25 protein-coding genes are annotated in these 26,631 nt (G+C 66.9%); 15 read left to right on the forward strand and 10 right to left on the reverse strand.

Features of this window, described 5'->3' with window-relative positions; translation table 11 throughout:
• Window positions 1-4: 4 nt before the first annotated feature.
• Window positions 5-1,348 carry an ATP-binding protein gene (locus tag B3K53_RS09125; protein ID WP_292083911.1) on the forward strand — a complete coding sequence of 448 codons (1,344 nt, stop codon included), beginning with the start codon at window positions 5-7 and terminating at the stop codon, window positions 1,346-1,348.
• 79 nt (window positions 1,349-1,427) lie between these two features.
• Window positions 1,428-1,922: a hypothetical protein gene (locus tag B3K53_RS09130; RefSeq protein WP_292083912.1), complete on the forward strand. Its 495-nt coding sequence runs from the start codon at window positions 1,428-1,430 to the stop codon at window positions 1,920-1,922.
• A gap of 3 nt (window positions 1,923-1,925) precedes the next feature.
• Here B3K53_RS09130 and B3K53_RS09135 read toward each other — a convergent pair whose 3' ends face one another.
• From B3K53_RS09135 to B3K53_RS09145, 3 genes are all read right to left on the reverse strand, one after another.
• Entirely contained in the window at window positions 1,926-2,720 is a 795-nt protein-coding gene (locus B3K53_RS09135) for a pyrroline-5-carboxylate reductase family protein (protein WP_292083913.1), read from the reverse strand.
• A complete protein-coding gene (locus tag B3K53_RS09140) occupies window positions 2,720-3,223 on the reverse strand; it encodes a YbjN domain-containing protein (RefSeq protein WP_292032930.1) in 504 nt (167 codons plus the stop codon). Before B3K53_RS09140 ends, B3K53_RS09135 begins: the two co-directional genes overlap by 1 nt.
• A gap of 77 nt (window positions 3,224-3,300) precedes the next feature.
• A complete protein-coding gene (locus tag B3K53_RS09145) occupies window positions 3,301-3,588 on the reverse strand; it encodes an accessory factor UbiK family protein (protein WP_292083914.1) in 288 nt (95 codons plus the stop codon).
• A 174-nt stretch (window positions 3,589-3,762) separates the two neighbouring features.
• Between B3K53_RS09145 and lgt the strand changes: the two genes are divergently transcribed.
• Genes lgt through pgeF form a run of 4 tightly spaced genes read left to right on the forward strand, consistent with a single transcriptional unit; the run spans window position 3,763 to window position 6,761 of the window.
• Window positions 3,763-4,635, forward strand: a complete 873-nt coding sequence (gene lgt / locus B3K53_RS09150; RefSeq protein WP_292083915.1) for a prolipoprotein diacylglyceryl transferase — start codon at window positions 3,763-3,765, stop codon at window positions 4,633-4,635.
• A 6-nt stretch (window positions 4,636-4,641) separates the two neighbouring features.
• A complete protein-coding gene (locus B3K53_RS09155) occupies window positions 4,642-5,715 on the forward strand; it encodes a class I SAM-dependent methyltransferase (protein ID WP_292083916.1) in 1,074 nt (357 codons plus the stop codon).
• Window positions 5,716-5,748: 33 nt separating this feature from the next.
• Window positions 5,749-5,994 carry a helix-hairpin-helix domain-containing protein gene (locus tag B3K53_RS09160; RefSeq protein WP_292083917.1) on the forward strand — a complete coding sequence of 82 codons (246 nt, stop codon included), beginning with the start codon at window positions 5,749-5,751 and terminating at the stop codon, window positions 5,992-5,994.
• Window positions 5,991-6,761 carry a peptidoglycan editing factor PgeF gene (gene pgeF / locus B3K53_RS09165; RefSeq protein ID WP_292083918.1) on the forward strand — a complete coding sequence of 257 codons (771 nt, stop codon included), beginning with the start codon at window positions 5,991-5,993 and terminating at the stop codon, window positions 6,759-6,761. Before B3K53_RS09160 ends, pgeF begins: the two co-directional genes overlap by 4 nt.
• Window positions 6,762-6,896: 135 nt before the next feature.
• On the opposite strand, the gene lpxC is transcribed toward pgeF, so the two are convergent.
• From lpxC to cysS, 7 genes are all read right to left on the reverse strand, one after another.
• A complete protein-coding gene (gene lpxC / locus B3K53_RS09170) occupies window positions 6,897-7,796 on the reverse strand; it encodes a UDP-3-O-acyl-N-acetylglucosamine deacetylase (RefSeq protein ID WP_292083919.1) in 900 nt (299 codons plus the stop codon).
• A 189-nt stretch (window positions 7,797-7,985) separates the two neighbouring features.
• Complete coding sequence (gene ftsZ / locus B3K53_RS09175) at window positions 7,986-9,554, reverse strand: cell division protein FtsZ (RefSeq protein WP_292083921.1); 1,569 nt, start codon at window positions 9,552-9,554, stop codon at window positions 7,986-7,988.
• A 258-nt stretch (window positions 9,555-9,812) separates the two neighbouring features.
• Window positions 9,813-13,043, reverse strand: coding sequence for a TonB-dependent receptor domain-containing protein (locus B3K53_RS09180; RefSeq protein ID WP_292083922.1), 3,231 nt, complete (start codon window positions 13,041-13,043; stop codon window positions 9,813-9,815).
• 408 nt (window positions 13,044-13,451) lie between these two features.
• The gene (ftsA, locus tag B3K53_RS09185; protein WP_292083923.1) at window positions 13,452-14,777 is read right to left on the reverse strand and encodes a cell division protein FtsA; all 1,326 of its coding nucleotides are present in this window, start codon (window positions 14,775-14,777) and stop codon (window positions 13,452-13,454) included.
• Between the two features lie 25 nt (window positions 14,778-14,802).
• The gene (locus tag B3K53_RS09190; RefSeq protein WP_292083924.1) at window positions 14,803-15,657 is read right to left on the reverse strand and encodes a cell division protein FtsQ/DivIB; all 855 of its coding nucleotides are present in this window, start codon (window positions 15,655-15,657) and stop codon (window positions 14,803-14,805) included.
• Window positions 15,645-16,580, reverse strand: a complete 936-nt coding sequence (locus B3K53_RS09195; RefSeq protein ID WP_292083925.1) for a D-alanine--D-alanine ligase — start codon at window positions 16,578-16,580, stop codon at window positions 15,645-15,647. The genes B3K53_RS09190 and B3K53_RS09195 overlap by 13 nt, the downstream gene beginning before the upstream one ends.
• Window positions 16,581-16,701: 121 nt before the next feature.
• Window positions 16,702-18,153: a cysteine--tRNA ligase gene (cysS, locus tag B3K53_RS09200; RefSeq protein ID WP_292083926.1), complete on the reverse strand. Its 1,452-nt coding sequence runs from the start codon at window positions 18,151-18,153 to the stop codon at window positions 16,702-16,704.
• Window positions 18,154-18,280: 127 nt separating this feature from the next.
• Between cysS and folE the strand changes: the two genes are divergently transcribed.
• The 9 genes from folE (at window position 18,281) to B3K53_RS09245 (ending at window position 26,594) form a co-directional block, all read left to right on the forward strand.
• Window positions 18,281-18,898 carry a GTP cyclohydrolase I FolE gene (folE, locus tag B3K53_RS09205; RefSeq protein ID WP_292083927.1) on the forward strand — a complete coding sequence of 206 codons (618 nt, stop codon included), beginning with the start codon at window positions 18,281-18,283 and terminating at the stop codon, window positions 18,896-18,898.
• A 200-nt stretch (window positions 18,899-19,098) separates the two neighbouring features.
• Window positions 19,099-19,539: a biopolymer transporter ExbD gene (locus B3K53_RS09210; protein WP_292083928.1), complete on the forward strand. Its 441-nt coding sequence runs from the start codon at window positions 19,099-19,101 to the stop codon at window positions 19,537-19,539.
• A gap of 137 nt (window positions 19,540-19,676) precedes the next feature.
• Entirely contained in the window at window positions 19,677-21,515 is a 1,839-nt protein-coding gene (locus B3K53_RS09215) for a gamma-glutamyltransferase family protein (RefSeq protein ID WP_292083929.1), read from the forward strand.
• A gap of 10 nt (window positions 21,516-21,525) precedes the next feature.
• On the forward strand, window positions 21,526-22,314 hold the full coding sequence (locus B3K53_RS09220) for a hypothetical protein (RefSeq protein ID WP_292083930.1): 789 nt from the start codon (window positions 21,526-21,528) through the stop codon (window positions 22,312-22,314).
• Between the two features lie 50 nt (window positions 22,315-22,364).
• Complete coding sequence (locus B3K53_RS09225; RefSeq protein ID WP_292083931.1) at window positions 22,365-23,231, forward strand: serine aminopeptidase domain-containing protein; 867 nt, start codon at window positions 22,365-22,367, stop codon at window positions 23,229-23,231.
• A 42-nt stretch (window positions 23,232-23,273) separates the two neighbouring features.
• On the forward strand, window positions 23,274-24,128 hold the full coding sequence (locus tag B3K53_RS09230) for an aldo/keto reductase (RefSeq protein ID WP_292083932.1): 855 nt from the start codon (window positions 23,274-23,276) through the stop codon (window positions 24,126-24,128).
• 39 nt (window positions 24,129-24,167) lie between these two features.
• Window positions 24,168-24,416: a helix-turn-helix domain-containing protein gene (locus B3K53_RS09235; RefSeq protein ID WP_292083933.1), complete on the forward strand. Its 249-nt coding sequence runs from the start codon at window positions 24,168-24,170 to the stop codon at window positions 24,414-24,416.
• On the forward strand, window positions 24,416-25,054 hold the full coding sequence (locus B3K53_RS09240) for a Pr6Pr family membrane protein (RefSeq protein ID WP_292083934.1): 639 nt from the start codon (window positions 24,416-24,418) through the stop codon (window positions 25,052-25,054). The genes B3K53_RS09235 and B3K53_RS09240 overlap by 1 nt, the downstream gene beginning before the upstream one ends.
• Window positions 25,055-25,064: 10 nt before the next feature.
• Window positions 25,065-26,594 (forward strand): UbiD family decarboxylase, encoded by a 1,530-nt coding sequence (locus B3K53_RS09245; RefSeq protein ID WP_292083935.1) that lies wholly within the window; start codon window positions 25,065-25,067, stop codon window positions 26,592-26,594.
• Window positions 26,595-26,631: the final 37 nt, after the last annotated feature.

Genomic DNA, 26,631 nt, shown 5'->3' on the forward strand with positions numbered 1-26,631 from the left:
CGTCATGCGGCTGCTGCCGTTCAACGTCTGGGCGCGAGTGATCAAGCGCCGCCTGCCGACCTCGCTGTGGGGCCGATCGCTGCTGATCATCGTCCTGCCGGTGCTGATCATGCAGGGGGCCGTGACCTGGGCCTTCTTCGACGCCCACTGGCAGGCCGTGACCGCGCGCCTGTCCGAGGGTTTGGCCGGAGACGTGGCCTGGGCCGCCGAGAGCTATCGCGACGAGCCCACCGCGCAGAACCTGGCCGTCATCGCCGACCGGGCCGAGCGCTCCATGCAGCTGTCGGTCGCCTTCCAGGAAGGCGCCAGCCTGCCACGGGAACAGCGGCGCGGCGCCATCGGCGTGGTTGATCGCACCATGGAAAAGGCCCTGGCCTCGCGCCTGGACCAGCCCTTCTGGTTCGATACGACCCGCTACCCCGCCTATGTCGACATCCGCGTGCAGGAGCCCGACGGCGTGCTGCGCGTCATCGCCCCGCGCGAACGGGCCGTGGCGACCCAGGCGCACATCTTCGTCCTATGGCTGATGATCGCCACCATCCTGTTGCTGGGCGTGGCGGTGCTGTTCATCCGCAACCAGGTGCGCGCCATCGAGCGCCTGGCCGACGCCGCCGAGGCCTTTGGCCGGGGCGAGAGCGTGCCGCGCTTCAAGCCGCACGGCGCGCGCGAGGTTCGAGCAGCCGCCTCGGCCTTCCTCGACATGCGCGCCCGCATCCAGCGTCATATCGACCAGCGCACCGCCCTGCTGGCCTCGGTCAGCCACGACCTGCGCACGCCCCTGACCCGTCTGCGGCTGGAACTGGCCCTGGCCCCGCCGTTCAAGCGCGCCGAGGCGATGAAGGGCGACCTGGACGAGATGGAGCACATGATCGACGAGTACCTGGCCTTCGCCCGCGGCGAGGCCGGAGAAGCGATGCAAATGGTCTCGATCCCCGAAATGCTGCGCCGCGCCGCCGATGACGCCCGCCGCGCCGGCGCCGAGGTCACGCTTGAGACTCCTGACGAACTGGACGCGCAGTTGCGTCCCCTCGCCTTCCGTCGCGCCCTGAACAATCTGGCCGGCAACGCCGCCTCTCACGGCGAACACGTGCGGTTGTCGGCCCGCCCCCTTCCCTCGGGGGGGATCGAGATCGCGGTCGAGGACGACGGTCCAGGCATCCCGGAAGACATGCACGAGGAGGCCTTCCGGCCCTTTTCCCGGCTGGACGCCTCGCGCAATCAGAATAGCAAGGGCGTCGGTCTCGGCTTGGCCATCGCCCGCGACGTGGCGCGCGGCCATGGCGGCGACATCACCCTGAGCCGCAGCGACCTGGGCGGACTGAAGGCTTCGATCCGCCTGCCGGGATAAATCGCGCCTCCCTCTGGCGTGGCTGTAAAATCATCGCCATCTTGCACCTGTTCCAGGGGGGCCTGGATCAGGAGTCCGTATGATGCGTAACTTCGCCTTTCTTGCACCAATGACCGCCGCCCTGGCGCTGGCCGGCGCCGCCTCGGCCCAGCCTTCAGCCGTGGTCGTCACCGTCAGTCCCGACTTCGCCAAGACCGCTGAAGAACTGGGACAGCGCGATGTTCAACAACAGGTCGATGACCTGACGGCCAAGGTCACGCGCGTCCTGACGCAGCGCCATGCCCTGGACGGCGCGCGGATTGAGCTGACGATCACCGACCTGAAGCCCAACCGGCCGACGATGCAGCAGATCAGCGACAAGCCGGGCCTGGACCCCATCCGCAGCATCTCGATCGGCGGCGCCGCCATTGAAGGCACGGTGACCATGGCCAACGGTGACGTACAACCGGTGAAATACGACTATTATTCAACCAGTCTGGCGGATGTGCTCGGTTACAGCACCTGGCAGGACGCCGGCACCGCCTATGACCGTCTGGCCCGCAACCTGGCCGACGGCCGTTACGTCAAACGTTGACGGTCAGCCGCTGAGTTCAGTCGACTTGGCCACAGCCGCCTGAACGGCGCTCTCGACCGCCCGGTCGAGGGCGCCGTTTGCATTCAGGGCCACAAGGCCCGCCTGGGTCACGCCGCCGGGCGAGGCCACGCGGTCGATCAGGGCGTCCAGCGCCTCGGTTCCTTCCACGCCCGCCGCGGCGGATCGCAGGGTGGCGCGGGCCAGCCGCACGGCGGCCTCGGGCGTCAGACCTTCCTCGACCCCGGCCTGGGCCAGGGCGCGGGTGAAGGCGAAGAAATAGGCCGGGCCGCAGCCGGACACAGCCGTCGCGGCGTGCATGGCGGCTTCCTCGTCCAGATGAACCGTCTCGGCGATGGCAGCGAACAGGGCCTCGCCCACGGCGCGGGCGGCGGCGTCAGCGGCCCAGATGGTCGCCACGCCCTGAGCCTGGGCCACGCCGGTGGTCGGCATGATGCGGACGACGGCACGACCGTCGAAGCCCTCGGAAATGGTCTCGCCTCTCACCCCGGCCATGACCGAGACGATGACGGCGTCGGGCGAAAGGTGCGGCAGGACCGGGCGCGAAGCCTCGAACCATTTGGCGGGCTTCACGCCGATGACGAAGGCGCGGGCGTCCGCCAAGGCTGCCAGCGGCGGATTGATCCGCGCGCCCAGGGCCCGGGCCGCCTCGGCGGCGGGCTTTTCGGACGGGGTCAGGATGATGAGGTCGGCGGGATCGACCGCGCCGGTCTTCAGCCAGCCTTCGAGGATGGCCGAGCCCAGCCGCCCTACGCCTTGCAGGACGACCGGGCGGCTCATTAGGCGGTGCCCACGGTTTCGAACAGGCAGGCGTCGATAGCTTCCTGCGCCTTCTTGGAGCCGCGCACCATGAAGTCGAAGGCGGGGTAGTAGCGATCGGCGGCCTCGATGGCGGCGTCGATCATGGAGGCGGCCTGGGCCAGGGTCGGGCGCTCGCTGTGCGGCAGGGCCAGCGAATGACGGAAGACGATCTCGCCCTCGTCCGGCCAGACCTCGAAATGCCCCAGCCAAGTGCGCTGGTTGATCATCGACACCAGTTCATAGGCGGCGGCGCGGCGCGTCTTCATCACCCGCAGGTCCAGGGCGCAGCACAGTTGAAGGCAGTCGCCCTCGGGCCGCCAGGCGAACCACAGCTCATAGTCCTTCCAGTCGCCGGCCAGGGCGAAGGCGAGGTCGCCGTCGTCCGTGCGGTCGAACGGCAGGTTCTCCGCGTTGAGGACGTGCTCCACGACATCCAGGGGGTCGTAGGGAACGTCGACCTCTTCGGGTCGGGCTGCATCCATCAGGGGTTCACAATCTTAACTCGAGGGTCGCGACTCACGACCTGCAAACGAACGGTAAACGTGTTCGCAGATTCGGCTCAACCGGCGGCGTCAGCGTCAGGCTTCGCGGCTGTGGACGTTCCGCTCGGCGTCTTTTTCGCGGGCGATTTCTGAGCCTTAAGCTCGGCGATCTCGGCGCGCAGGGCGGCGATCTCGTCCTTCAGCACGTCGAACTCGTCGCGACGGACCAGGTCCATCTCGGCGACGAAACGATCGGTCTGGGCGCGCCAGGCGGCCTTGGCCTCGTCGCCCGCGGCCTGGGCCAGACCCATGGCGCCCGTCGTCAGCTTGGCGAACTCGTCGAGGATCGGATTGCGCGTCTGCATGATGAACTCTCGCGTCTTTGCCACACCAGTATATGGTTAATGGCGCCGTAAATTGGGTGAACGAAACCTTGCCGTCCGAACCGGCTATAAACTGCTTCGCGGGAAAAGCGCGCGACGAATGCGGTCTCGCTTGCTAGATGATTTCGGGTCCCAAACGGCGCTGACGGAGGCCCTGTGCCCTTCCCCGAATTCGACCCTGTCCTGATCCATCTCGGCCCCCTGCCCATCCGCTGGTACGCCCTGGCCTATGTCGCCGGGATCGTGTTGGGCTGGTGGTACGCCTCGCGTCTGGCCAAGACGGAGCGCCTGTGGGCGCCGGGCAAGCCGCCGGTGACGGGACCGCAACTGGACGATCTGGTGCTGTGGATCACCCTGGGCGTCATCCTGGGCGGCCGGTTCGGTTACGCCCTCTTCTACAAGCCGGCCATGTTCGCACAGTTGTTCACCGGCGACAGCTGGGGCGAACGGCTGGAGTTGCTGCAACTTTGGACCGGCGGGATGAGCTTCCACGGCGGCTTCCTGGGCGTCGTCATCGCCATTGCGATCTACGCCAACCGCCAGAAAATCAATCCGCTGAGCCTGGGCGACCTGATCGCGCCGGTCGCGCCGCTGGGCCTGTTCTTCGGCCGCATCGCCAACTTCATCAACGGCGAGCTGTGGGGCCGCGAGACGACGGTTCCCTGGGCCATCCGCTTCTGCAACGCCCGCATCGAACAGATGTACGGCTTCTGCCCCGCCGGCAACGAGCCGCGCCACCCTAGCCAGCTGTATGAAGCGGGCCTCGAAGGCCTGCTGCTGTTCGCCATCCTGTCCCTGGCCATCTGGAAATGGCGGATGCTGAAGCGTCCGGGCTTCGTCACCGGCCTGTTCCTGCTGGGCTACGGCGTCTGCCGCGCCACGCTGGAGAACGTGCGCCAGCCGGACGCCGGGTTCGAGCACCTGCCGCTGGGCCTGACCATGGGCATGATCCTGTCGATCCCGATGATGCTGGTCGGCGCCTGGCTGATCTGGCGGGCGCTGAAGAAGCCGGCCGTCACGGAGGCGTAAGGCGTCATGACCGAGACCCTCAAGGACCGTCTGGTCCGCGAGATCGTACTGACCGGGCCGATGACGGTGGCGGACTATGTCACGCGTTGCCTGCACGACCCCAAGAGCGGTTATTACGCGACCCGACCGGCCCTGGGCGAAGGCGGCGACTTCATCACCGCCCCCCTGGTCAGCCAGATGTTCGGCGAACTGATCGGCCTGTGGGCCGTCGAGACCTGGAGCCGTCTGGGCGCGCCCGAGCGGGTGCGGCTGGTCGAGATCGGGCCGGGCGACGGGACGCTGATGTCCGACGCCCTGCGGGCCGCGCGGCTGGTCCCCGGCTTCCTCGAGGCCGTGGACCTGATCCTGATCGAGCCCAGCGCACCACTGCGGGCCGAGCAGGCGCGGCGGCTGGCCGACGCCGACGTCCACCCGCGCTGGCTCAGCGCCCTGCACCAGATAGAGACCGACGCCCCGGTCATCCTGATCGGCAACGAGGTGCTGGACTGCATGCCCGCGCGCCAGTTCATGAAGACAGAGGGCGGCTGGGCCGAGCGCCGCGTCGGCGTCACTGACGACAATGAGCTGACCTTCGGTCTGGTCGCCATCTCCGGCGGCTTCGACCGGCCCGAGTATGACGTCGAGCCGGGTCAGGTGGTCGAGATTTCGGAGCAGCAGGCGGCCTTCGCGCGCGATCTGGCCACCCTGGTCAAGGCCGCCTCGGGCGCGGCCCTGCTGATCGACTATGGCCGCAGCCAACCGGGCGCAGGCGACACCCTGCAGGGCCTGAGACGGCATCAGAAGGTCGATCCGCTGACGACGCCGGGCGAGGCCGACCTAACGCAGTGGGCGGACTATCCGCTGGTGCTGGAGGCCGCCGTGCGGACGGGGGCGGATGTCACCGGCTGCGTCAGTCAGGGCGCCTTCCTCAAGGCTCTGGGGATCGAAGCCCGCGCCCAGAGGTTGATGCAGGCCCGCCCCGACGCCGCCCCGGTCATCCAGCGCCAGCTGGACCGCCTGACCGCGCCGGACCAGATGGGCGAACTGTTCAAGGCGGCGGCGATCTTCTCGCCCCGCGCGCTGGCCCTGCCGGGCTTCTGAGGACTGCGGCCTGTTTCCGCAGGGAGTGTGACGATGGGTTTTTCCGACCAGGAACGGGCCGTGCTTCTGGCCGTGAAGGGCGTCGGCCCCAAGGTCGTCGAGCGGCTGGAGGAGCAGGGTCTGGGCGCCTTTGAACGTTTGGCCCAGGCCGATCCCGCCGTGGTCTGCGCCGGGGCCGCCGTCAGCCTGGGCTCGACCTGCTGGAAGAACAGCCCTCAGGCCCGCAAGGCCGTCGAGGCCGCCGTCAACGCCGCCCGTAACTCGCTGGAGGCCGCATGAGCCTGAGCCCCATCACCCACCCCCTGCTCGACAAGGCCGGGGTGCGCCACGGCTTCTTCACCCGCCAGGGCGGCGCGTCAGAGGGCATCTACGCCGGGCTGAATACGGGCGTCGGGTCCAAGGACGATCCGGCGGCGGTCGCCGAGAACCGTCGCCGCGTCGCCGAATGGATGGGCGGCGAGCTGGATGACCTGTGCGGCTGCTATCAGATCCACTCCGCCGTGGCTCGCGTGGCCGAGGCGGGCTGGGCCGGGGAACGCCCGGAGGGCGACGCCGTGGTCAGCGCCGTGCGCGGGCCCATTGCCTCCGTCCTGACCGCCGACTGCGCCCCTGTCCTGTTCGCCGACGCCGAGACCGGCGTGGTCGGCGCGGCCCATGCGGGCTGGAAGGGCGCCCTGGGCGGGATCATCCACTCGACCGTCGCGGCGATGGAGTCGCTTGGCGCTCGCCCCGAGCGCATGGTCGCCGTGGTCGGCCCCTGCATCGCCCAGGCCAGCTATGAGGTCGGCGCCGACTATCAAGAGCGCTTCGCGCACCATGATCCCGGCAGCGAACGCTTCTTCGCCCCCGGCGCTGCGGAGGACAAGCGCCTGTTCGACCTGCCCGGCTTCGTCCTGTGGCGGCTGGAGCAGTCCGGCGTCGGCGACGCCGCCTGGACCGGCAACGACACCCGCGCGGATGCGGCGCGGTTCTACTCGAACCGTCGCGCCTTCTTGGCGGGAGAGCCGGATTTCGGGCGGTTGGTGAGCGCGATCACGCTGATCTGATTCTCTCCTCCCCACTTGTGGGGAGGGGGACCGCGCAGCGGTGGAGGGGCGACACAGAAGGCTGACGTCGAGCTGCCCCCTCCGTCACGTCGCTATCGCGCCGCGACACCTCCCCAATGGGGAGGAAAAGGGTGCTTAGCCCGCCATCGCCATGTCGGGGACGCGGGTGGTTTCGCGCCAGGCGTCGGGCTGGGCCAGCAGGGCGCGGACCAGCTTGTTGTTCAGGGCGTGGCCCGCCTTGACGCCTTCGTAGCGGCCCAGCAGGGGCGCGCCGAGGACGTAGAGGTCGCCGATGGCGTCCAAGGCCTTGTGGCGCACGAACTCGCGTTCCATGCGCAGACCGCCAGGGTTCAATATCTCGTCGCCGTCGATGACCACGGCGTTTTCCAGGCTGCCGCCGCGCGCCAGACCAGCCTGACGCAGGGCCTCGACCTCATGGGCGAAGCCGAAGGTGCGGGCGGCCATGATGTCCGAGCGGAAGGTCGCCTCGTCCACGACGAAATCCACCACCTGATTGCCGATGACCGGCGTGGGGAAGTCGATCTCAAAGCGCATCTCGTAGCGGTCGCAGGGCAGAAGGACGGCGGACTTGTCGCCCTCCTCCACCCGGATCGGCTTAAGGATTTCGATGTAGCGGATCGGGGCTTCCTGACGGCGGAAACCGGCGCGATCGAGCAACTGCACGAACTGCAGGGCCGAGCCGTCCAGGATCGGCAGTTCGGGGCCGTCGACCTCGATCACGGCGTTGGAGACGCCGAGCGCGCACAGGGCGGCCATCAGGTGCTCGATGGTCGACAGGCGCACGCCCGCCGCGTTCTCGATCATGGTGTTCAGGCGCGCATCGACGACGGCCTCGCCCGAAACGGGGATACGATTGTCGCGATCCGTGATGTCGGTGCGCACGAAGACGATGCCCGCGCCGGGCGCAGCCGGACGCACGACCAGCTTGACGCGCTGGCCGGTATGGACGCCCACGCCGGCCGTGATGGCCGGGGCGACGATGGTCTGTTCGTGATGGTCGTTACGGACCGACAAGCTGAAACTCTCTGTGTTGCGCGGCTCCGCGCAGTCGTGCGGAGTTCGCCTCGCCTGTCGTTTAGCCACGACGGCTCAAGCGCGAAATGAAAGATGGGTTTCGAAATGTTTCGGTCTCGCGACAGCCCATGACAACGCAAAACGCCCCAGAGCCAGGCTCCGGGGCGCTTCAATCAGGGCTTCGTCCGATCAGTTCGCGAGGCGGCGAAGGAAGGACGGGATTTCCAGGTCGTCGTCCTCAGCCTGGCCGGCCTGATAGTCCAGGGTCGGCTGGACCGACTGGGACTGGCGCAGCTGCTGGGTCGTGCGATTGGACGACGGCGACGGAGCATAGGACGGCTGCGACTGCTGCTGTTGCGGCTGCTGGCGCTTCTTGCCGAACAGGCTCCAGCCGCTGCGGCGGTGATCACGGTCGTCGTAGTATTCTTCTTCCGCGACCGGCTCTTCGCGGCGCGGGGCCGGACGGGCTTGCGGCTGCTGTTGCTGACCACGGTCGAAGTAGAGATCGCCCTGCGAGGCGGCGGCGGGTTCCGCGCGAACGGCGCCGGATTCGTACTCTTCGACCCAGGGATCGACGATCGGCTCCAGATTGCGGGGCGCGTCGTGGATGACGGGTTCCGGGCGCGGCTCGGGCGCGGCGCGGGCGGCCGGGGCCTCATAGACCGGAGCGGGCTCGGGCGCGCGGGCCGGTTCGCGAACCGGGTCGATGCGGACTTCCGGCTGACGCGGCGCGGCCGCGGTCGGACGGCGGTCCGAGAAGGCCGAACCCTGGGGCTCGATCTTCTGGATGACGGCCTCGTCCATGCCGGTGGCGACGACCGAGACGCGGATCTTGCCGTCCAGGGCCGGATCGAAGGCGGCGCCGAAGATGATGTTGGCGTCGCCGTCCACTTCGGCGGCGATGGCGTTGGCGGCCTCGTCCACTTCCAGCAGGGTCATGTCCAGACCGCCGGTGATGTTCACCAGCACGGCCTTGGCGCCCTTGAGGCTGGTTTCGTCCAGCAGCGGGTTGGCGATGGCGTTCTGGGCCGCCAGCAGGGCGCGGTCGTCGCCCGTGGCCTCGCCCGTGCCCATCATCGCCTTGCCCATTTCGGACATGACGGCGCGGACGTCGGCGAAGTCGAGGTTGATCAGGCCCGGCAGGATCATCAGGTCGGTGATCGAGCGGACGCCCGAGTGCAGGACCTGGTCGGCCATGCCGAAGGCGTCGGCGAAGGTCGTGCGCTCGTTGGCGACGCGGAACAGGTTCTGGTTCGGGATGACGATCAGGGTGTCGACGTAGCGTTGCAGCTCCGCGACGCCCGAGTCCGCCAGACGCATGCGGTGACGGCCTTCGAAGGTGAAGGGCTTGGTGACGACGCCCACGGTCAGGATGCCGCGGTCGCGGGCGCACTTGGCGATGACGGGGGCCGCGCCGGTGCCGGTGCCGCCGCCCATGCCGCAGGTGATGAAGACCATGTGCGCGCCATCCAGGTGCGCGTGGATCTCGTCCGCGCTCTCCTCGGCGGCGTTCATGCCGACTTCGGGGTGGGCGCCGGCGCCGAGACCCTGGGTGATGGTCTCGCCCAGTTGAATGCGGCGGTCGGTCTTGGCGAAGCTGAGGTGCTGGGCGTCGGTATTGGCGACGACGAACTCGACCCCTTCAAGGCCGGCGTCGATCATGTTGTTCACGGCGTTTCCGCCCGCGCCGCCGACGCCGAAGACGACGATCCGGGGCTTCAGTTCCGTGTGTTGCGGCTTCACCAGCGAGAGAGACATGTTCTTGTTCCGACTTTCCGACCCTGCCCGTTAACCCCAACGCGAAATCCCCGCCGAATCGCATTGGTTATGAGCGTGTTAAGGAAAACCCCTTTTGAGTTAACGGAGTGTTACTCCGGTAATATGAGTCGGAAGGTTTGAAAGCCCGCATCCTCAGCTTGGCCGCAGATTTCCTTCATTTTTCAGCGACGGCGTTTAACCCGCAAACAAAAAGGGCGGCTCTTTCGAGCCGCCCTTCCGTTTCAGTTCAGACCGAACTTACCAGGGACGGTAGTTCAGGCTGATCGAGTAGCGACGACCATAGGGGTCGAAGTTCGAGTACAGGGTCGCGCCCAGCCAGCGCGCCTGTTCGGCGTCGAAGGCGTTCTGGACCGTACCCGTCACGGTCAGGTCTTCGCGCAGTTGGTAACGGACCGAGAAGTCGTTCCGCAGGAAGTTCTCGCTGTCCATGTACTTCGTCTCACGCTGGTCGGCGTTCTGCACGAAGTCACGTTCACGCACGATGTCCTGGGCGGTTTGCCAGTCGGCCACCCAGCTGATGCGCAGGGGCTCGATCGGCGTCTGCCAGGTCAGGGTCGAGGAGAAGCGAACGCGCGGATAGAACAGGTTGCTCGAGAGTTCCGTGTAGTCGTACGGGTTCTCGATGTTGTTGAAGTTCTTCTGCTCGATCAGCCACGAACCGTTCAGGCTGTGGGTGAAACGACCCCAGTTGCGACCGATCATTTCTTCCGTGTCGAACGTGTAGTTCGTCGTGAAGTCCAGACCACGAACGTTACGCTTGGCGTAGTTGATCGAGCTCTGGATGAAGTCGATCAGCAGGAAGCGGTCGTCGCGCGGCGTGTTCGGATCGTTGACGCCGGTGCGGGTCAGGGTGGCGCAGGCGCTGGCGTTCAGGCCGGGGCCGCTGACGCAGTTTTCGGCGGCGACCTGGGCGGTCACAGCAGCGATCACATTGTCGATCTGGATCTCGTAGTAGTCGAGCACCAGCGAGAAGTTCGGGATGAAGCGCGGCTTCAGAACCGTCGAGAAGGTGAAGGATTCCGACTCTTCCGGCTTCAGGAACGGGTTGCCGCCGTTCTTGCCCGCGACGCTCGAACCATAGTCCGGACGATAGGCGTTGGCCGCCGTCGGGTCCGTGAAGTTGAACGTCAGGCCGAACTGCTGCGCCAGGGCCGCGCAGTTGACGACGCGGTTGGCCGCCTTCTCACGGTCCGCCATGTTCTGGATAGCCAGGGTGGCGCAGGGATCGTTGAAGTTCAGGAAGGTCTGCGTGAACGGCGAGTTCGTCTCCGACAGGGTCGGCGCACGAACCGAGGTGTTGAAGCTGGTCTTGAAAGCGATGTCCGGGATCGGACGATAGACCAGGTTCACGCCATAGACGTCGCTTTCGCCGAAGGTCGAGAAGTCGCTGTAGCGATAGCTGGCGCTCAGTTCAGCATAGTCGCCCAGGAAGGAGTCGCGCATCAGCGGGATCGAGAGCTCCGCGAAGGCTTCCTTCGTCTCATACTCGGCCGGCATGAAGTCGGCGCCGCCGTTCAGCTGGGCGTAGGTGGTACCCAACGAGCGGCTACGGCCCAGTCCTTCAGTGTACTCCTTGCGGTACTCGGCGCCCAGGGCCAGGCCGATACGGCCGGCGCCCCAGAAGTCCCACAGCTGACCCGAGACCGAAGCCACGGCGTCGTGCTGCTCGTTGACCTGCTCGATCTGCAGTTGAGCGCGGACGTAGTTAAGGCCTTCAGCGCTCTGGTTGCCGGCGCCGAAGACGTTCAGCGGCTTACAGTTCTTCACCACGTCCGAGTTGGCGTTCAGCGTGCCGCCGACGTTCGGGTTGCGGTTAGTCACAGTGCCGCCGTTTGCAGTCAGCAGCTGCACGCGGCAGACGATGGCGCCGGCTTGGCCGAGCACGCCCGCCGTGTCGCGCACGGCGTCCATGGCGTACGAGAAGCGCTCGATGTCCAGACCGCGCTCGACGTTCAGGTTGTCCATACGGCCGTAGGTGTAGCCGATGTCCCAGTCCAGGTTCTTGACGAAGCTGACATCGCCGGCGTTGCCGTTCAGACCCAGAACGTAGCGCTGCAGTTGCTTCTCGTTGGTCTGCGGGCGGTCCAGCAGCCAGGCGGAGTAACGAGCGAACGGAGCAGCCGTATCGCCGGTGACCGCACCAGGAGCCGTCGCGCTGGCGGCGCCGTAGGTGGTCGCGCGGTTGTTGCGGATGGCGGCGGCCAGTTCAGCCGGCAGGAAGGCGTTGTCCGTGCGCGTCGTATAGGCCGACGTGCTGAGGATCTGCATCGAGTTGTTGGCGTTCAGCGTGTCCGAAATATAGATGTCGCCGAACGAGTTACCCGTGGCCAGGTTCGTCGTTTCATCGACGTACTTGGCCTCAGCATACAGGTTGATGTTGGGCGTGATCTTGAAGTTCGCACCGACCTGGAAGCGAGCGTTCTCGGATTGCGGCAGGGTGGAATCGACGTTGAAGGTCGTGTTGGGGTTCTCGCCGTCGCCGCCGACATTCGTCACGCGGTTGACGCCGTTCACCTGAACCCAGTTACCGAAGTCGGCCAAGCGCGCGCTGGTGCCGTTGAAGACGTAGGTCTTGCCCGGAGCAACGCCAAAGCACGAAGCAGAGGTGATCGAGGTGGTGGTGCACTGACCGGTCGGAATGACGTTCGGGTTGTTCAGGGCGCTGGGCTGGTAGTTGTTAGCCAGGGTAACCTGACCCCACTTCATGATCTGCAGGCTGCGACGATCACGATACAGTTGCGTATCCATGATGCCGTCATAGGGCTGCGCAGCCGTGTCGGTGTCGCGCGTGACCAGGCCCCAGGCTTCTCCCAGCCAATCAATGTCCGAGGCCAGGACTTCGTCCAGGCGCTCATATTCGGCGAAGCCGTAGACATTCAGACGATCATCAAAGAAATTCTTGCCCGCCAGAACCGAAACGCGTTCCGAATCCTGACCGCCGTCGTTGAGCTGAGCCCAACGCGCGTCGAGTTCCAGACCTTCAAAGTCCTTGCGCAGCTTGAAGTTCAGCACGCCGGAAACGGCGTCGGCGCCGTAAACCGACGAGGCGCCGCCCGTGACGATTTCCACGCTTTCGATAAGCAGGCGCGGGATGGTGTCGACGTCGACAGCCAGAGTGCCCTGCGGCGAACCCACGTGGCGACGACCGTCAACCAGGGTCAAGGTGCGGCCCGAGCCCAGCGAGCGAAGGTTCGGCAGCGACAGGCCGCCGGCGTTCAGGACGCCCGCCGTGGTGTCGGACGGAACCTGCGAGTTCATCAGGGCCGGAATGGTAGCCAGATAGTCGATGACCGTGTTTTGACCCGTGGTCAGCAGGGTCTCGCGGCTGACCTGGATCAGCGGGGTCGGAGCGGTCGTCGGGTCGCGACGGATACGCGAACCGGTGACGACGATTTCCTCAACCGTCGTGGCCTGTTCCGACTGCGCCGGCTGGGCCGATTGAGCGAACGCCGGAGCCGACGCCGCCATCAGACCCGCAAGGACAGTCGTCCCAAACAGGAAATTGCGCTTCAGATGCATTAGTCGGGACCCCCAAATGGAAAATGACACAACACCGCGGTCGCCGAACGACCACGTGCCTAACTGCTCCGTTTAATCGAAATTGCCCGGCGAACAATGATTGCGACCCAAATCAGGCGATTGCGCGCCAGAACTGTTACAATCAGAACACACTAAGGTCACAGACAGCCGAAAAACGTTCGATGAGCGTGAACATTTGCAATGAACGCGCCCTAGGTGGAAAAATTTTTCGGATTCTGGCCGCCAGTCACCTTGAGCGACGCAATTTAATCGTCGCTCACGCGATCAACGCGGGCTGCAACCGGCCGATTTGCGCGGAAAAGCCGCAACCCCGAGCCGTTGCAAGCCACTCAGGCCCTACAGGTTGTCGCGCAGCCAGCCGGCGGCGCGGGCCACCATGCCGCCGCGGTGCACCTTGGGGGCGTCGGCGGCAGTTATCTGACGGGACATGAGCTTGCGGGCCGAAACGGCCTCGCGCGGGCCGTAGGCGGCGCGCAGCAGGACGCCCGAGGCCGAGCAGAAGGCCGGGCCGGAGGCGGCGTCGGCCAGGTGGGGCGCGCGTTGCGGCTTGCCCAGGCGGACGGGGCGGTCGAAGACGCGCACCGCCAGTTCACGCACGCCGTTCAGCTGGCTGGCGCCGCCGGTCAGGACGATGCCCGCGCCCGGGTCCATGCCGACGCCGGCGTGCTTGAGCCGGTCGCGCAGCAGTTCGAGCGTTTCCTCGACGCGGGGGGCGATGACGGTCTTCAGCATGGCGCGCGGCACGATGACGGGGCCGGCGGACGGATCCTCGCCGCGCGGCGGGGCCTCCAGCATCTCGCGGTCCTCGTTGGCGCTGGCCATGGCCGAGCCGTGCAGGGTCTTGAGACGTTCGGCGCCGACCTTGGAGGTCGACAGGCCGCGCGCGATGTCGGCGGTGACGTGATCGCCGCCGACGTTCAGCGATTCGATGTGCAGCAGGCTGCGCCCGCCCCAGACCGCCGCCGAGGTCGAGCCGCCGCCCATGTCGATGCAGACGCTGCCCAGTTCCATCTCGTCCTCTTCCAGCGCGGCGAGCGAGGAGACGACCGGGGCGGCGGCCACGCCTTGCAGGTCAAGGTGAGCCAGTTCGAGGCAGTGGCTGAGAGCGCCGAAGGAGCTTTCGGACATGGAGACGACCAGCAGATCCAGCCCCAGCGAGCCGCCGCGCATCGAGCGCGGATCATGGACGCCGCGCGCCCCGTCCACCGACCAGGCGATGGGCAGGACGTGGATGGGGCGGCGGTTGGGCAGGCGGATCTGGGCCAGGGCCATGCCGATGGCGCGGGCCAGATCGCCGTCGCTGATCGGATGGGCGCCCAGCGAGACGCGGGCCTGCACCCGATGGCTGGCCATCTGGCCGATGGCCGTGGTGACGATGACGCCGGAGACGGGCGAGCCGGCGGCGCGCTCGGCGCGCTCAACGGCGTGGCCGATGGCCTGGGCCGCTTCGTCCATGTTGACGATGGCCCCGCCGCGCACGCCCCGCGACTGAACGTGGCTGGCGCCCGCCACGCGGATGGTGCGGTCGGCGTGGCGTACGCCCTCGGGCTTCATGATGAAGCAGGCGACCTTGGACTGGCCCAGGTCGAGCGCGGCCACGGCCGGAGCGCGCGGGGCGCCCTTGGCTTGATCCGTGTTCGTGTCTCGGCTGCGTCCGGCCATGATGATCGTGTCCTGGGTATTCTGTTCAGACGGCGCCTTCGGAGGGCCGGACGGCGACCTCCTCGGGCGTGCGGAGATCGACCCGGGCGAAGCCCAGATCGAGAAGGCGTTCGCGCTGGTCCAGCGCGTCGAGGCGGATCAGCGCGCTGTCCTGATCCACGGCGGGCAGTTGGATCAGGGCGCCGTCCTTGAGGCGCAGGTCCCAGCGGCGCTCGTCCACCCGGACGAGGGCTTCAACGCGCGCCATCAGGCGCGGGCGCTGGGCCAGAAGGGGCAGAATCTCGGCGGCGGTCTGATCGGCGCCCTTGCCGACGACCAGCGGAAGTTTGGGATAGCGGCCCGCGTCGGCGCCCTGGATGACCTGGCCCCGGCTGTCGATGACGTAGGCGTGGCCGCCGGTCTGCCAGACGGCCAGACGGTCATGTTCCTTGACGTCGACGATCAGGGTGTCGGGCAGCAGGCGCACCACGCGCGCCTCCTTGACCCAGCCCACGGCCTGCACCCGGTCGCGCACGGCGTTCAAATCCAGACTGACGATAGGCTGGTCGGCGCTGACGCCGACGGCCTGCTGGATCGCCGCCCTGGCCTCGGGCGAGGCGCCGGTGACGTGCAGATTTTTCACCTTCAGACCCATGCCCGAGGTGACGCTGTCAAAGCGGTTGGAGACCGAGTTGGAGATGCGCTCGGCGCGCGCGCCCGTCGCCAGGACCCCGCCCAGAACGACGACGCCAGCCACGATGGAGATCAGGACGGCGCGCGGCGAGAGGTCCAGCCGACCGATGGCGGCGACCTTGCCCGGCGTGGGCGGAGCGTTGCGGGAGCTCTGCCCCCTGCCCTTCGTCGAACCCTGTCGCCGACCGCCGCGCACTACCGCGGGCATGAGGCGTCCTCCACCATCCACCGAACCAGATCACGATACGCCATCCCGACATAGGCCGCCTGCTCGGGACTGAGCGAGGTCGGCGTCATGCCAGGCTGGGTGTTGACCTCCAGAAGAACGAGAACGTCGTTAACATCGTCATAACGAAAATCGGCCCGGGACACGCCGCGGCAGCCCATGGCCGTATGAGCGAGTTCCGACTGACGTAAAGCCTTGTCAAAAACGTGGGCCGGCAGCTCAGCGGGCAGGACGTGCCGGGACCCGCCCGGCGCATACTTGGCCTCGTAGTCGTAGAAGCCCTTGGTCGGGGTGATGTCGGTGACGGTCAGGGCGCGCGGACCCTCGGCCTCGCCCAGCACCGTCACGGCCAGTTCCTTGCCCGCGATGAAGGGCTCGACCATGACCAGGTCGCCATAGGTCCAGCTGTCGTCGCCGACGATGGCGCAGGGCGCGTCGCCCGGCTGGATGACATAGACGCCGACCGAGGAGCCTTCAGCGTTCGGCTTGATGACATAGGGGGGCGCAATGACGTGATCCGCCGCCACCGCCTTGCGGTCGAACAGGCCCCCGCCGGGGACGACAACGCCCGCCGCGCGCAACACGGCCTTGGACTTATCCTTGTCCATGGCCAGGGCCGAGGCGAGGACGCCGGAGTGGGTATAGGGAATGCGCAGGGTCTCGAGGATGCCCTGGACGCAGCCGTCCTCGCCCCACTCGCCATGCAGGGCGTTGAAGACGACGTCGGGCTTCAGCGCCGTCAGCACCTGGGCCAGATCGCGACCCGCGTCGACACGCGTGACCTTGGCGACCTGCCCTTCCAGGGCGTCGGCGCAGCCTCGGCCCGAGGACAGCGAAACCTCGCGTTCCGACGACAGGCCGCCCATCAGGACAGCGACGTGAAGAGTGTTCAGGGGCGCGCGCATGGGACGATCCGACTACTAGCCCGCCCCTATGCCCTGAATACGGTTAACCGGTTGGAAACGATAGCGGGGCGGATGCGGAATTCACCGGTCCGCGATTGCGCCCGCGCGTCGTCCGCCTCCCCTACCCCTTCACCCGCCAGGTCGCGCCTTGCGGGCCGTCCATGACGACGACGTTCAGTTCGTTCAGGCGATCGCGGATACGGTCGGCCTCGCCCCAGTTCTTTTCGGCGCGAGCGACGGCGCGTTGTTCCAGCAGGGCCTCGACCTCGGCCTTCAGGGCCGGATCGCCGCCCTCGAACCATTCATCCGGCGTCAGGGCCAGCACGCCCAGCAGGCCGGCGGCCTCGACCAGGCTCCAGCGGGCCATGGCCACGTCGTTGATGTCGGCCTCGGCGTCGTTCAGCAGGTCGCGCAGGGCGTTGCCCAGACCGAACAGTTGGGCGATGGCGCCCGGCGTGTTCAGGTCGTCCTCCAGCGCGTCCAGCACCGGGTCCAGCGCGTTCTCGGCCAGCTCCATCTCGGCCTCTTCCAGGACGGAGAGGTCGAAATCGGCCAGCCTGGCGTCGGCGTCGCGCAGGACGCCGTAGAGGCGGTCCAGATTCTTGCGGCTCTGGTCCAGCAGGGTCTGGTTCCAGTCCAGCGGCTGACGATAGTGAGCACTCAGCAGGGCCCAGCGCACCACCTCGCCCGGCATGGCCTTCACCAGGTCATGCAGCAACAGGACGTTGCCGATCGACTTGGACATCTTCTCGGCGTCCACGGTCAGGAAGCCGTTGTGCATCCAGTAGCGGGCGTATTCGTCATGGGCCTGATCGCCGTGGGCGTGACCATGGGCGCAGACGCCCTGGGCGATCTCGTTCTCGTGGTGCGGGAAGACCAGGTCGATGCCGCCGCCGTGAATGTCGATGGGCAGGCCGAGCGTCTGCTCGATCATGGCCGAGCACTCGATGTGCCAGCCGGGACGCCCCTCGCCCCACGGGCTCGGCCAGGACGGCTCGTCCGCCTTGGACGGCTTCCACAGGACGAAGTCGTGCGGGTTCTTTTTATAGGGCGCGACCTCGACGCGGGCGCCGGCGATCATGTCGTCCAGATTGCGGCCCGACAGCGCGCCGTAGGACGGATAGGAGGAGACGTCGAACAGGACATGACCCTCGGCGGCATAGGCGTTGCCGGCGTCGATAATGGCCTGAATCTGGGCCGTGATGGCCTCGATGTAGTCGGTGACGTGGGGGGCGATGTCGGGCGGACTGACGTTCAGCAGGCCCATGTCGGCCAGATAGGCTGCCTCGTAGCGCGCCGTGATCTCGCCGATGGCGACCCCTTCCTTCGCCGCCTTGGCGTTGATCTTGTCGTCCACGTCGGTGACGTTGCGGGCGTAGACGACCTTGTCCGGGCCATAGGTCCGGCGCAGCAGTCGCACCATAACGTCGAACACCACCGGCGGACGCGCATTGCCGATGTGGGCGTAGTCATAGACCGTCGGGCCGCAGACATAGAGCGTCACCCGGTTCGGATCGCGCGGCGTGAAGGCGCGCTTTTCACGGCGAAGGGTGTCGTGGATGTGCAACGGCATGGGTGACAGTCTTTTGCGAGTTTTCTTGCGGGACGGACGACGTGTCCCATATAGCGGCCTGATACACAGTCATACTTGATTGGTAAAAGGTAGCCTTGGCGGTCTCCCCGCCCCGCTGGATCAGTTCATGAGCACTTCGCCCGCCAAGCCCGTCCTCGTCACCGAAGAGACCGCCGTCGTGCGCCCCAGCCGCGAACAGGCGCTGGAGGCCGTGCGCACCCTGATCGCCTGGGCGGGCGACGATCCCTCGCGCCCCGGCCTGATCGACACGCCCAAGCGGGTGGTCGACGCCTATGGCGAATGGTTCGACGGCTACGACGCCGATGCGGGCAGGGAGTTGTCGCGCACCTTCGAGGACGTGACCGGCTATGACGACATGGTCATCCTGCGCGACATCGAGATCGAGAGCCACTGCGAGCACCACATGGCCCCCTTCCTCGGCAAGGCCTACGTCGCCTATCTGCCGGGCGAGAAGGTCGTGGGCATCTCCAAGCTGGCGCGCGTGGTCGAGATCTTCGCCCGTCGCCTGCAGAACCAGGAGACCCTGACCAACGACATCATCGAGGCCATCGAATCGCACCTGCAGCCGCGCGGCGTGGCCGTCCTGGTCGATGCGGCGCACCAGTGCATGACCACGCGCGGCGTTCATCACCGCCACGTCACCACCATCACCACCCGCTTCACCGGCGCCTTCAAGGACGACCCGGCCCTGGCCGACCGCTTCCTCAAGCTGGCCAGGGGCTGAGGACAAGAGGCTGAGTCGCAAGGGGTTTGATCCGGTCGTCTCGCACCTGCGAAACGACCGATTTGGCAATCTTATTGCCCTTTGACGCGAATTCGTCACGCAAGACGGCTTTACAAGCCCGGCGCGGGACGCCAAGAGACGATCCATACCTTTGAGTGCTGCTCGCCGGAGAATGCGAGCTGTGATGGAGACGACGGCGTATGGGCTCTAAACTTTCCGGTCCCGCGGGCCAGGGTGGCAAAACGATCGAACAGAACGCTGACATCAACGTCACGCCGTTCGTCGACATCATGCTGGTGCTGCTGATCATCTTCATGGTCGCCGCGCCGCTGGCCACCGTGTCGATCAAGCTGGACCTGCCGCCGGCGGTCCCCAGCGAAACCAATGAAAAGCCCAAGGAACCCGTGTACGTCACGATCCAGGAGTCGGGCAGCATCTACATCGCCGAGAAAGAAACCTCGGTCGCCACCCTCCCGGCCGACGTCTGCGCCGCGCAGAACGTGACGACGGACTGCCGCGAAGAGCGCGTCTTCGTCCGCGCCCAGCCGGAAGTGAAGTACAACCAGTTCATGGAAGTCATGAACAAGCTTCAGGAAAACGGCTTCTACAAGGTCGGTCTGCTGAACGAAGACATCGAGTAGGACTTAGCTCCGCTCTGAATGAATCAGGGCCGCTCCTCCGGGAGCGGCCCTTTTTCTTGGTCTGAACGCCATCCCCGCTTGCCCCCGAGACAATGCCGGTCCTTGATGCAGACCGTCAGTTTTCGGGGGAATCCGCCATGCGTCGCCGCACCTTCCTGTCCAGTTTGCCTGCGGGCGCCCTTCTGGCCGGGGCCGGCTCTGTCGCCGCCCAGACGACGCCGGCGCCCGCCACCGCAGCCGCCGCCGCCGCCTCGTCTCGCCCCGCAGATCCCTACGCCGGCGTCGGCATCGGCGACCGGGTGACGGGGCCGAAATTCGTCGGCCGCTCGACCGTCTGGGGCGCCAACGGCGCGGCGGCGACGGCCCATCCCGCCGCCACCCTGATCGGTCTGGACACCCTGCGACGCGGCGGCTCGGCCATCGACGCCGCCATCGCCATCAACGCCGCCCTCGGTTTCCTTGAGCCCACCGCCAACGGCATCGGCGGCGACGCCTTTGGCCTGATGTGGGACCCGGCCCAGAAGAAGGTCGTCGGCTTCAACGGCTCGGGGAACAGCCCGCGCGGCCTGTCGTTGGCCACGGCCCGGTCCAAGGCCGGTCCCGACGGCTACCTGCCCAAGTACGGCGCGGTGACCGTCAACGTGCCCGGCACGGTCGACGCCTGGTGGAGCGCCCACCAGCGCTACGGCAAGCTGCCTTGGAAGGACGTCCTGATTCCCGTCGCCGAACTGTGCGAACAGGGCGTGCCCGTGCCTGAGGTCATCGCCTGGTATCTGGAACGCAACATGGCCGGCTTCGACCGCGCCAGCGCCCAGATCGAGGAGAACGACAACCGCAAGAAGGTGTACCGCCCCCACGGCCGCACGCCGAAGACGGGCGAGATCTTCGCCAACCCGGACCTGGGCCGCACCTACCGCATGATCGCCGAGGGCGGCCGCGACGCCTTCTATGACGGCGCCATCGCCGACCATATCGAGCGCTATTTCAAGCGCATCGGCGGCTGGATGACCCGCGCCGACCTGGCCGCCCATCGCACCGAATGGGTCGAACCGCTGATGACCACCTATCGGGGGGTCGAGGTCTATAGCCTGGGGCCGAACACACAGGGCCTGTCGACCAACCAGATCCTGAACATCTGCGAACAGTTCGACCTCAAGGCCATGGGCTTCCAGTCCGCCGCCTCGATCCACGTCCAGGCCGAGGCCAAGCGCCTGGCCTTCGAGGATCGCGCCCGCTACTTCGCCGACGAACGCTTCGCCAAGGCCCCGACGGCCTGGCTGAACTCCAAGGCCTACGCCGCCGAGCGTGCGAAGCTGATCAACCCGAACCGCGTCATGGACCGCGTCTTCCCCGGCGACGCCCCGACCCAGGGCGACACCACCTATTTCAGCGTGGCCGACAAGGACGGGATGATGGTCAGCTGGATCCAGTCCAACTATCGCGGCATGGGCTCGGGCCTGACGCCCGACGGTCCGGATGGAGGCACCCTGGGCTTCATGTTCCAGGATCGGGGCGAGCTGTTCGCCCTGACCGACGGCCATCCCAATGTCTATGCCCCGGGCAAGCGGCCCTTCCACACCATCATCCCCGGCTTCGCCTGCAAGGACGGCGAGCCTTGGATGGCCTATGGCGTCATGGGCGGCGGGATGCAGCCCCAGGGCCAGGCCCAGATCATCATCAACATGGTCGACTATGGCCTGGACCCGCAGCAGGCCGGTGACAGCCCGCGCTGGCAGCACTACGGCTCGTCCGAGCCGACCGGCCAGCCCGCCGAGGGCGTCGGCAAGCTGCATCTGGAATCGGGGGTCCCCGAAGCCACCAAGAGGCAGTTGACCGCCATGGGCTGGGATCTCGGCCCGCCCGACGGCGGCTTCGGCGGCTATCAGAACGTGATGAAGCAGATCAACGAACAGGGCCGCTGGACCTACGGCGCGGCGACGGAGATGCGCAAGGACGGCAACGCGCTGGCCTATTGAGGAGAACGCCATGATCGCGACCCTGTTGGCCGCCGCCGCCCTCGCTTCGCCTTTCGCCTGCACGCCCGTTCCCGGCGTCGAGGCCCTGTGGAAGAAAGAGATCCGCTACGTCGTCGTCGGCGAGATGCACGGCACGACCGAGACGCCCGCCGCCTTCGCCGATCTGGTCTGTGCGGCGCGGGACAAGGGACCGGTGACGGTCGCGCTCGAGTTCTCGGAAAGCATGCAGTCGATGCTTGACGCCTTCATGGCGGCCGAAACCGAGCAGGCAGCGCGCGCCATCCTGGCCGCCTATCCGCATGGCCCCTTCGTCCATCATGACGGGCGCGGCAGCGTCGCCGTTCTGGACCTGTTGCTGCGCCTGCGCGAGATGCAGCGCGAGACGCCCAGCCTCAAGGTCGTCGCCTTCGCCCCCGACAGCCCGCGCGTTCAGGGCTTCAACCAATCCTACTCCGAGTTGGACATGGGCCATCGACTGGCGACCGCCGCGCGCAAGGCGCCGGACAGCCGGATGCTGGTCCTGGTCGGCAACATTCATGCGCAGAAAAAGACGATCGAGAGCTTCAACCTGACCCCGGCGGTGGTGCATCTACCGTCCGCCGAGGTCGTCAGCCTCTATACGGTTCCGCAGGGCGGAACCGCCTGGAACTGCAGAGGCGAAGCCTGCGGCGCCAATCCCTTGCCGGAGACCTACGACGCCGCCGCGCGGGGCGTCGTCATCCAGCCCTATGGCAACGGCGCCTTCGACGGCGTCCTGGCGCTCGGCCCGACCACGGCGTCCGAACCGGCCAAGCCTTGACCTGACGTCGCGTCATTCGGCTAGAGTTCGTTTCCAAACAGGACGGACCTATGACCGAGCTCGTGACCCGCGACTTTTACGCCCCGGCCGCCGACGGCTATCCGCTGTCGATGCGACTGGTGTCGGCGGCGGAGCCGCGCTTCGCCGTGCTGGTCTCATCCGGCACCGGCTTCCCCAAGGGCTTTTATGAGCGGTTCGCGCGGCATCTGGCGGGTCAGGGCGCGGCGGTGCTGACCTATGATTTTCGGGGCATAGCCGGGTCGCGGCCTGATGATCTGAAGAGCTCGGCCATCGACTATCCCGACTGGGGCCGGCTGGACATGCCCGCCGCCCTGGACGCCCTGATCGCGGCGGCGCCGGGCCTGCGCGTCGTCCATGTCGGCCACAGCGTCGGCGGGCACTTCCTGGGCTTCATGAACAATCAGGACCGGATCGACCGCCACGCCTTCGTCTCGGTCGGCACCGGATGGTGGGGCGGGCACCACCGCAGCTACAATCCGATGGAGCTCTTCTTCTGGCTGGGCTTCGGCCCGTTCAGCCTGATGCGGCACGGTTATATCAAGGGCGGCGGCCTGTGGGGCGGGACGGACCTGCCGCGCGGGGTCTTCACCACCTGGCGGCGCTGGTGCCTGAAGCGGGAATACTTCTCGCGCGAGCTGGAGACGAGCTTGCGGCCCCATCATTACGAGGCGGTGACCGCGCCGATCCGATCCTGGATCTTCACCGACGATCCCATCGCCACGCCGAACACCGCGCGCGACCTGCTGACGGTTTACCCCAACGCCCCGTCCGAGATCAGCGTCCACGCGCCCGGCGACTTCGGCGCGCGGCGCATCGGCCACGAAGGCGCCTTCCGAAAGGGCATGGAGCCTTTGTGGGACCGGATTTTCCACTGGCTGGACAATGGCGAGGCCTGATCGGGCGCCTATATCGAGCGCTCCTTAATGCCGGAGCCTCCCATGCCCTATTCCGATCAGCCGACCGTCATCGCCTCGGGCGTCGAGATCCCGCTTCTCGGTTTCGGCACCTGGCAGCTGGAGGCCGAGGACGCGCGGCGCATGGTGCATGAAGCCCTGCGCATCGGCTATCGCCACATCGACACGGCCTGGATCTACAAGAACGAGAAGGCGGTGGGCGACGGCATCGCCGACGCCGTGGCGGAAGGCATCGTGGCCCGCGACGAGATCTTCGTGACCACCAAGATCTGGGTCGAGCACTTCCACCGCGACGCCCTGCTGCGTCAGGCCGAAGAGTCTGCGATCAGCCTGGGCCTGACGCCGGACCTGCTGCTGCTGCACTGGCCCAAGCCGACACCGTCGCTCAAGGAGACCATCGACGCCCTGAACGAGGCGCAGGCGCAGGGCTTCACCCGGCATATCGGCCTGTCCAACTTCCCCTCGGCGCTGTTCCGCGAAGCGGCGGCCCTGTCGAAGGCGCCGCTGGTGACCAATCAGGTCGAGTATCACCCCTACCTGTCGCAAAAGGCCCTGATCGAGACCGCGCGCGAACTGGGCTCGTCCATCACAGCCTGGTCGCCGCTGGCCCAGGGAAAGATCGCCGGGGACGCCGTGATTGGCGACATCGCCAAGGGCCACGGCAAGACCAATGGCCAGGTCACCCTGCGCTGGTTCATCCAGCAGGGCGTGATCGCCATTCCGCGCACCACAAAGGTCGAACGCGCCCGCGAGAGCTTCGACATCTTCGACTTCGAACTGTCGGCGGGCGAAATGGACCGTATTCACGCTTTGGCGCGCCCCGACGGCCGTCTGGGCGACTGGCTGGACGCGGCCTTCCAATGGGATCAGGATGCCTGAATAGACAGCGTCGCAGGACGCGCGCGTCGGGAGGACGCCATGGGTTCGGTTCTGGGCTTTCCGGGGATTGATCCGATGGACGCCGTCGTCGGCGCCCGCATCCGGCGCTGGCGCGACCAGAGGGGAGTGACGCCGGATGACCTGGCCGCCGCCCTCGACCTGACGCCCGAGGCCCTGCGCCGCATCGAAGCGGGGCGCGAACATCTGGATTCCGCCGGCATCGACGCCGCCACCCGCGCCCTTCGCCTGCCGGTGTGGGCGCTGGTGTCGGATACGCCGGGCTACTGATGGCGCGGCTCTATCGCGCCATCGCCGCCCTGGCCGGCTGGTTCGCGCTCGGCCTGCAGTACGAACTGATGGTTGTCGGCAATCCGCAGATGAGGTTAGGCGAGCTGACGCTGAACTTCTTCAGCTATTTCACCATCCTGTCGAATATTCTGGTGGCCTTGGCCCTGACGGCGCCGGCCGTGGCGCCGAACAGCCGGCTGGGACGCTGGTCGCTCAGCGAGAGCGTCCGGGCCGCCGTGACCATGTATATCGTCGTGGTCGGGGTGGTTTATCACTTCCTGCTGGCCCCGACCTGGAACCCGCAGGGCTGGTCTTTGGTCGCCAACAACCTGTTGCATTACGTCATGCCGATCGCCTTCGCCGTGGACTGGCTGGTCTTCACGCCCAAGGGACGGCTGCGCTGGGTCGATCCGGCCCGGTGGCTGGTCGTGGTGCTGATCTATGGCGGCTGGACCCTGCTTCACGGCAAGCTGAGCGGCTGGTGGCCCTACTGGTTCGTGGACGTGGATCGACTGGGGCTGGGCAAGACCGCAGTCTATTTCGCGGGCCTGCTGGTCTTCTTCCTGATCGTGGGCCTGATCGTCGTGGCGATCGATCGCACCTTCGGACGGCGTGACAGACGGCTCGCGTCCGCCTAAGCGTCAGCGCATGGCCTACAAGTCCCTGCGCGATTTTCTTGCGACCCTCGAAGCCGACGGCGAACTGGTTCGCGTGTCGGAGCCCGTCTCCACCCATCTGGAGATGACCGAGATCCAGACCCGGCTGCTGCGCAACGGCGGCCCGGCGGTCCTGTTCGAAAAGCCGGTCATGCCCGACGGCTCGATCAGCCCCATTCCCTGCCTGGCCAACCTGTTCGGCACGGTGAAGCGCGTCGCCATGGGCGTGACGCTGGAGGGGAAGCAACGCACCACGGCGGACGAACTGCGCGAGGTCGGCGAACTGCTGGCCTTCCTGCGCAATCCGACGCCGCCGCGCGGCTTCTCGGACGCCATGGAGATGCTGCCCTTGGCGCAGACCGTCATGTCCATGCGGCCCAAGACGGTGAAGAAGGCCCCGGTGCAGGAGGTGGTGCTGAAGGGCGATCAGATCGACCTGACCAGCCTGCCGATCCAGGGCTGCTGGCCCGGCGAGCCGGCGCCCCTGATCACCTGGGGTCTGGTCGTGACCAAGGGGCCGTCGGACGACCGCGAGGACGACTTCAACCTGGGCATCTATCGGATGCAGGTCCTGGGCAAGGACAAGGCCATCATGCGCTGGCTGGCCCATCGCGGCGGGGCCCAGCACTATGCCCGGCACAAGAAGGCGGGCAAGCGCGAGCCCCTGCCCTGCGCCGTCGTTCTGGGGGCCGATCCGGGCACCATCCTGGCCGCCGTGACCCCCGTGCCGGAAACCTTGTCGGAATATCAGTTCGCGGGCCTGATGCGCGGCTCAAAGGCCGAACTGGTCCCATGCAAGACCGTGCCGCTGATGGTGCCGGCCCAGGCCGAGATCGTGCTGGAAGGCCACGTCCTGCTTGACGAGTTCGAGGACGAAGGCCCCTACGGCGACCACACCGGCTACTACAACTCGGTCGAGAAGTTCCCGGTCTTCCAGGTGACCGCGATCACCATGCGCAAAGACCCGATCTATCTGACCACCTTCACCGGCCGTCCGCCGGACGAGCCGAGCGTTCTGGGCGAGGCCCTGAACGAGGTCTTCATCCCCCTGATCCGCCAGCAGTTCCCCGAGATCACGGACTTCTGGCTGCCGCCCGAGGGGTGCAGCTACCGCATTGCCGTGGTGTCGATGAAGAAGGCCTATCCGGGCCACGCCAAGCGCGTGATGATGGGCTGCTGGAGCTATCTGCGCCAGTTCATGTACACCAAATGGATCATCGTCGTGGACGACGATATTAACGCCCGCGACTGGAAGGATGTCATGTGGGCTGTCTCGACCAAGATGGACCCGGCCCGCGACATCACGGTCATCGAGAACACCCCCATCGACTATCTGGACTTCGCCAGCCCCGAAAGCGGGCTGGGGTCCAAGATCGGCCTGGACGCCACCGACAAGTGGGAGCCCGAGACCAAGCGCGAATGGGGCGAGGAAATCCGCATGGACGAGGCCGTGGTCGAGCGGGTCAACGATATCTGGGACCGCCTGGGCCTGCCGGGCGACAAGACGCCGATCTGGAAATAGCGCCGACAGCGATCGCCGAACTCCAGTCGCGATAGCC

Origin of the sequence: Brevundimonas sp. UBA7506, from assembly GCF_002479495.1 — a bacterium.
GTDB lineage: Bacteria > Pseudomonadota > Alphaproteobacteria > Caulobacterales > Caulobacteraceae > Brevundimonas.

What these genes read in the sequence shown, in the direction of transcription:
- B3K53_RS09125 (WP_292083911.1), top strand. Translation starts at nt 5, where the DNA reads ATGCGGCTGCTGCCGTTCAACGTCTGGGCGCGAGTGATCAAGCGCCGC.
- B3K53_RS09130 (WP_292083912.1), top strand. Translation starts at nt 1,428, where the DNA reads ATGATGCGTAACTTCGCCTTTCTTGCACCAATGACCGCCGCCCTGGCG.
- B3K53_RS09135 (WP_292083913.1), bottom strand. Translation starts at nt 2,720, where the DNA reads ATGAGCCGCCCGGTCGTCCTGCAAGGCGTAGGGCGGCTGGGCTCGGCC.
- B3K53_RS09140 (WP_292032930.1), bottom strand. Translation starts at nt 3,223, where the DNA reads ATGGATGCAGCCCGACCCGAAGAGGTCGACGTTCCCTACGACCCCCTG.
- B3K53_RS09145 (WP_292083914.1), bottom strand. Translation starts at nt 3,588, where the DNA reads ATGCAGACGCGCAATCCGATCCTCGACGAGTTCGCCAAGCTGACGACG.
- B3K53_RS09155 (WP_292083916.1), top strand. Translation starts at nt 4,642, where the DNA reads ATGACCGAGACCCTCAAGGACCGTCTGGTCCGCGAGATCGTACTGACC.
- B3K53_RS09160 (WP_292083917.1), top strand. Translation starts at nt 5,749, where the DNA reads ATGGGTTTTTCCGACCAGGAACGGGCCGTGCTTCTGGCCGTGAAGGGC.
- pgeF (WP_292083918.1), top strand. Translation starts at nt 5,991, where the DNA reads ATGAGCCTGAGCCCCATCACCCACCCCCTGCTCGACAAGGCCGGGGTG.
- ftsZ (WP_292083921.1), bottom strand. Translation starts at nt 9,554, where the DNA reads ATGTCTCTCTCGCTGGTGAAGCCGCAACACACGGAACTGAAGCCCCGG.
- B3K53_RS09180 (WP_292083922.1), bottom strand. Translation starts at nt 13,043, where the DNA reads ATGGCGGCGTCGGCTCCGGCGTTCGCTCAATCGGCCCAGCCGGCGCAG.
- ftsA (WP_292083923.1), bottom strand. Translation starts at nt 14,777, where the DNA reads ATGGCCGGACGCAGCCGAGACACGAACACGGATCAAGCCAAGGGCGCC.
- B3K53_RS09190 (WP_292083924.1), bottom strand. Translation starts at nt 15,657, where the DNA reads ATGCCCGCGGTAGTGCGCGGCGGTCGGCGACAGGGTTCGACGAAGGGC.
- B3K53_RS09195 (WP_292083925.1), bottom strand. Translation starts at nt 16,580, where the DNA reads ATGCGCGCGCCCCTGAACACTCTTCACGTCGCTGTCCTGATGGGCGGC.
- cysS (WP_292083926.1), bottom strand. Translation starts at nt 18,153, where the DNA reads ATGCCGTTGCACATCCACGACACCCTTCGCCGTGAAAAGCGCGCCTTC.
- folE (WP_292083927.1), top strand. Translation starts at nt 18,281, where the DNA reads ATGAGCACTTCGCCCGCCAAGCCCGTCCTCGTCACCGAAGAGACCGCC.
- B3K53_RS09210 (WP_292083928.1), top strand. Translation starts at nt 19,099, where the DNA reads ATGGGCTCTAAACTTTCCGGTCCCGCGGGCCAGGGTGGCAAAACGATC.
- B3K53_RS09215 (WP_292083929.1), top strand. Translation starts at nt 19,677, where the DNA reads ATGCGTCGCCGCACCTTCCTGTCCAGTTTGCCTGCGGGCGCCCTTCTG.
- B3K53_RS09220 (WP_292083930.1), top strand. Translation starts at nt 21,526, where the DNA reads ATGATCGCGACCCTGTTGGCCGCCGCCGCCCTCGCTTCGCCTTTCGCC.
- B3K53_RS09225 (WP_292083931.1), top strand. Translation starts at nt 22,365, where the DNA reads ATGACCGAGCTCGTGACCCGCGACTTTTACGCCCCGGCCGCCGACGGC.
- B3K53_RS09230 (WP_292083932.1), top strand. Translation starts at nt 23,274, where the DNA reads ATGCCCTATTCCGATCAGCCGACCGTCATCGCCTCGGGCGTCGAGATC.
- B3K53_RS09235 (WP_292083933.1), top strand. Translation starts at nt 24,168, where the DNA reads ATGGGTTCGGTTCTGGGCTTTCCGGGGATTGATCCGATGGACGCCGTC.
- B3K53_RS09240 (WP_292083934.1), top strand. Translation starts at nt 24,416, where the DNA reads ATGGCGCGGCTCTATCGCGCCATCGCCGCCCTGGCCGGCTGGTTCGCG.
- B3K53_RS09245 (WP_292083935.1), top strand. Translation starts at nt 25,065, where the DNA reads ATGGCCTACAAGTCCCTGCGCGATTTTCTTGCGACCCTCGAAGCCGAC.